4 protein-coding genes are annotated in these 4,873 nt (G+C 56.1%); all 4 read right to left on the bottom strand.

From position 1 onward, the window contains the following. Nucleotides 1-324: 324 nt before the first annotated feature. Nucleotides 325-801 (bottom strand): phasin family protein, encoded by a 477-nt coding sequence (locus L6639_RS42615; RefSeq protein WP_237867325.1) that lies wholly within the window; start codon nucleotides 799-801, stop codon nucleotides 325-327. A 228-nt stretch (nucleotides 802-1,029) separates the two neighbouring features. After that, nucleotides 1,030-1,284 carry a hypothetical protein gene (locus tag L6639_RS42610; protein ID WP_237867323.1) on the bottom strand — a complete coding sequence of 85 codons (255 nt, stop codon included), beginning with the start codon at nucleotides 1,282-1,284 and terminating at the stop codon, nucleotides 1,030-1,032. A gap of 900 nt (nucleotides 1,285-2,184) precedes the next feature. Continuing rightward, nucleotides 2,185-2,403, bottom strand: coding sequence for a hypothetical protein (locus L6639_RS42605; RefSeq protein ID WP_237867321.1), 219 nt, complete (start codon nucleotides 2,401-2,403; stop codon nucleotides 2,185-2,187). 775 nt (nucleotides 2,404-3,178) lie between these two features. Then, complete coding sequence (locus L6639_RS42600) at nucleotides 3,179-3,391, bottom strand: hypothetical protein (protein ID WP_237867320.1); 213 nt, start codon at nucleotides 3,389-3,391, stop codon at nucleotides 3,179-3,181. Nucleotides 3,392-4,873: the final 1,482 nt, after the last annotated feature.

Below are 4,873 nucleotides of genomic sequence, written 5' to 3'. Positions count from 1 at the left end.
GCACGAACTGCTGCCCTGGGAATGGAAGCTCCTGCGCCAAGCCGATAAGCCAACCGATCAGCAAGCCGCCTGACCTTCACCCAACGCCATCATAGACCCCGCCGTGCCCGCGCGCATCCGTCAATCAGGCGGTCTTCGTCGTATGCGTACGTCGAGCTGAAGCTCTATGAATGTGCGAATTGCGTTAGCAGCATTTGGTTGATCACCAAAGCATCAAGATTGTCTTCCAAACGCGGCGATAAAAGTCTGAGGTTGACGACAATCGACGCTGCGTTAAAGGTCGCCGCCCTGGCGCGTCTCGTGAAGCAGCCTCAGAGTTAGCCGCTACTTCAGGTTATCGCGCGCGCCCGTGCTCTTTGGCCTCACGTCGCGCATGAACTCGCTTGCGGAGGCAATCTGAACTCTAAAAAATTCGGCCTGGAGCGCGATTGTCTCGGCGAGGGTCTCGGCTCGTGATAGTTTGCGGGCGTATTCAAACGCGGTCTTGATGTTCTGTTGCGCGATGGCCAATCTAAGATCAACAGCGGCTGGTTTTGCGGCCTGAAAGAAAAACTCAAATGCTTTTTCTGTTTGATCAAGGCTCTTTTCAACAAGGTCACGAATTTCACTAGGGATTTCTAATGATTGTTTGTGCATATGGGCTTGGTACAGGCTGGAGGGAAATGAAGATGCCGCCAACTGCCTTGCGTCCTTTCGGGGCGGCTGTTTTGAGTCACTTGCTGGCGGCGCGCGTTCTGCTGCTTCCTTCGTCCGGATTGCGTCCAATATCTGCTCTAGGCTCTTTTGCTGCTTGTCTTGCATTCGATCAGTATGACCAGGAAAATGCGGATCGCCAAGTGAGGTGGTCTCGCTCCGTCAAACCGTTGGTCGCCTTCTGCGATCAGGAACAATCGCAAGACTTGCCAAGTTTTCTGACGCCCTGCCCCGAGGGTAGCTGCAAGTCGGCGCCAGCTCGTTGCTCCCACCCCTGCGAGCTGGGGCCTCTTTCGCTCCGCGCGGGATGTCCGATACCTAAGCGCGGAGGCCGCGCTATTTCGGGCGGCTTTTTGTTCTTTCTTCCCGCATTCTCTTCTCGATCATCGCACGAACTACGCGTTCGAGATGGAGCAAATCATCGAGAGACAGCTTCTCAAGCGGCGGTTTTACACTTGGCACTTGCACTACGCACTGCACATTGTTGAGTTTTAAACCTGACAAGGTCAGAAATGATCCGGCTGCATCCTTGAGCCTAACCAACTCGGCCTTCGATTCCGTGGTCTCCCGAAGGTCGCTGATCGGGTGCACGTCCGAGGCCGCCCTTGGGTGTTTTGAAGGTGCCGCCCTTGTCGGGGGCGGCGGCCTTCAAATGAGCTGGGTGAATCGACATGCACGACGTCCGCTACCAGGCGAAGGCCGCAGCAGGGGTCTGCTACGGCCCAGGCGCCGTTCAAAATGGCCCGGGTAAAAAGGGTTCAGGTAAAGTATGGAGCCAGCCCCGGTAAAGCGAAATTAAACCCATAATTAGATAAATGCAATTTAATTCGGGTTCAAGATAAAGGCTAATCAGCAAAATGATTAATGCGCGTCGGAGGAGCTGAGGGAGAGCGCCGCCGGGGCTGGTAATCTGGCGGGCTCTCGACCCCAAGCACAAGGCCTCGTATGTCCCCGTCCCAAGCTGCAAGGATGCCGATCTTCAGTTAAAGACAAACTAAGCGCCTTGGGGGTGATTTTGCAGATGCCTGTTGCGGCGCGTACCCCGCGCGGTTAGGGCGTCAGGCAGTCTTTCCCAGCGGGCGTTTCCAGTCTGACGGAAATAGGGCGGCCTCGGCGGGGGCTTCTGAAGGGGGCCGACTCGGCAGTGGCGTTGAACCCATGGTCCAGCGCCAGAACAGGCCGCCAGTTTTCTTCCTGATATGCTGATGATCGCATTAGAAGGGCGATACCTTCCTGATCGCCGCCTTCCTGTTACCGGCGTACTTATCTGACGTGCATGTTCTCGACGATCGCGTACAGCAGCACAAAGATCGACAAGAAGACGAAGAACCAAACCCGTGTCCGCTCCGTTCGTAAGAATTCGCGGTTTGGGTCTGTGTCGGTCGCGTGCGGTGTCGTGAAGGTTGGCCGAATAGAACGTCTACGGCTCGCCAATCGAGCGAGCAGTTTTCGAACCGCGGCATCCGAAGGAGACTGGCCCATCTTCGGTGCTCAAAGCATGAGCAGCAAGGTAGACCACCGTACGGGATGAATATCGACGTAGCCGCTTTCGCTCAGCCATTCGCGCAGGCAATAAGCGGAGGACACGGGATCGACTGTAAGCCCATTTCGCTTAATGGCGCGGCGCGTACCCATGCGCCCGAGCCACTCCCTGCTGCCATCGTTCGGGCCGCCGCATAAGGCGTCGCACATAGCTGCATCGTTCGTCAAAGCAATCTCCCGTCGTGGTGCTAACTTATCTTTACGCGAATGGGATGAAGTTATCGGAAGAATGGTTTCAGGCAATGATCCATCGTTGTTGCAGTGCGAACAAGCATCACATCGTTCATCCCCAGCAAGAGTGATACGCCGGCACTGGCGTGCTCCGTCCGCCTCCACTGCGACCTTGAGCGAATGCGGTCGCTGAAAATGCCAACCAAGCAACTGCAATGATTAGCGGTGTCCGAGCCATGCTCTTTCCTTCCAATTCAGACAGGGTAATCAAGGGAAGGCAGAGGAGTTGCTAACTAGATGCCGTCAAGGGATTGCCAGCACCACACGGCCACGCCGATCAAGCGGGAACCGTATCGACCCTCCGACACGGCAAGCACTTGTAGGCGTACACGGCTGCCAGATTTGCAATGTGCGGCAGCATTGCAAGGTAATCCATAGGTCTTCTACATTCCTTGCAAATAAGGACCTGGGGATTGTCCTGCGTCATCACGGCAGGGTAGGTGTTGTTTGTGCCGGGCGCACCTCCGGTCGAATACTGCCGATTATCGAAAATTGGCAGAAGCAGAAAAAGGTGGCTCCAGCGGTGTCGCACCCACAGAAGGCGCGACCGGCAGCGGCTGATGACGCGCTGCCGACCGCTGAAGCGGTAACCGGGCATCAACCGTTCCGAGTTACGATCAGTCATCGCGGATTAGTGACGAGTACCGCGGTACTACGGATTAGCATTGAGAACCCGCTGGCTGCTGGATGGCGGCGGGTTTTTCATCGCTGCCTAGGCGTCTTTGCTGAAGACGCCGAAGTTATCGCAGACGATGGCGAAAGCTTTTTTCGCGTCTGCATCTTCAAAGCAAAAGCGGGTACCGACATCAGCCCGTTCGGTTGACCAACCTAGCTTGCTTCCTTTTACAAGACGCGAAGCTTCTCCTCGCAGCAAATCCAGTTGTCTTCCCGCTGCATGGACGATCAAGCAATGCTCTGTTGACATCAGACACTCATCACCAAAAAAGTCATCATCTTATTAATGAGGCCGCAGCCTGGGGACACAGACTGCGGCACGCGCATTCTAAAAACTCCGGGTGAAAGATCTAAGTGAAATATGCGGCCAGCCCCGGTAAGCGCACTAGAGCGCTGAAATGTTTCAGCAGTATTTCGTCGCACGTGAATTTGATGTTCCTCTTGAGGAACACAGGCAGTGTGACTTTCCGGCCAAAACCGCTGAAAAAAGATGGAGGAAGGGCCCACCCGGGGCTGGCTGAGCTGGCGGGGCCCTCTACCACAAGCACCCGCCGCTGGGACAGGAGCGGCAACACTGAGCTGGATTTTTTAAGAAGGCCGCCTCCTTCAGAAATGCACGCAATTCACACACGACGGCTCAAGGACTGCGCGGGACCGCCCGCCGGTTCACACTGGCGGACGCTTCGATTTTCGAGCCGCCGCACGACTGGCACCCCGTAACGCTGCATCGATGGTCTCAAACCGCAAGCCGTGAGGAGATCTTCCTCCTGGCTGTTTGCGCGGCGACGGTCTGGACACTCTCGTAACCAGCCACAAATCGCTGCTGCAATTGGCGCATTCATAGAGCTTCAGCTCGTAACCCTTGGCCAACGGAAAAAGGGCCTTGAGCACTCGTGGTTGGCTACAAAGCAGGCATCCGGCTTCGTTTTTCACGATAGACCCCCCGCAAAAGCCTCAACGAGCGGAATGAGAACTGAGTCTAGATCTAGAGGCAATAGCACCCGCGGAATGCGGACGAATATGAGCAAGGCTTATCAGGGCATCGGAATCCAATGTCCGCGACGCCTACAGGGAGGCGCCGGCCTGATAGGGTCGATCGCGACGCTTCGAGACGACCCCCTCGAAGGCCCATACCGGCGACCGTCACTATTGAATTTGCCAGTGACCTAATTTGTCCCAGCGAGCCAAGGACTGAAACCATGACATGGATCAAGGTATCTGTGCCACGATGGAACAACTATAGGGTAATGGGCCCCCACAACATCTATCTCTATATCTCGTTGATCTGCCTGGCGGTCATCGCCGGCGTCGCAGTCTATATGCTGATGCGTTGAGGCCGCCTCAGATTGCCATATTCCGACAAGCAATTTAGCAGCTCTTCAACTCTCGTATGGGAGCCTGTCCTCCATGGACCAAACGCCAACGATGGAAGAAATCCTGCGTAGGATTCGGGAAGCCTATGAGTGTGATGGGCGAACCGCAGATCCTAATCGTTCGCCCCAATTAGCCAGAGAGCCTCTCGACCGTTCCCGCGATTCCGCAAGGCCGAGTGATCCAGCACGATAGTAAGGCCGCCTCAGTTGGCGGCCTCATCGCGAACTAGGCGCGCCAAGAAGGGCGGTGAGGCTGCGGATTCCGACGAAGTCGCCCAGGCATACCGATATGAAGTCGCCCGTGGATTCCGAGACGATGTCGCCCACCTTTCCGATTTGATCTCGCCCAGCGGCGAGGC

This window comes from Bradyrhizobium zhengyangense, assembly GCF_022012555.1.
GTDB classification, from domain to species: domain Bacteria; phylum Pseudomonadota; class Alphaproteobacteria; order Rhizobiales; family Xanthobacteraceae; genus Bradyrhizobium; species Bradyrhizobium zhengyangense.
This window is presented reverse-complemented; position numbering and strand designations above follow the sequence as displayed.

Coding starts and splice junctions, on each gene's coding strand:
- L6639_RS42600 (WP_237867320.1), bottom strand. CDS start 3,391: ATGTCAACAGAGCATTGCTTGATCGTCCATGCAGCGGGAAGACAACTG.
- L6639_RS42615 (WP_237867325.1), bottom strand. CDS start 801: ATGCAAGACAAGCAGCAAAAGAGCCTAGAGCAGATATTGGACGCAATC.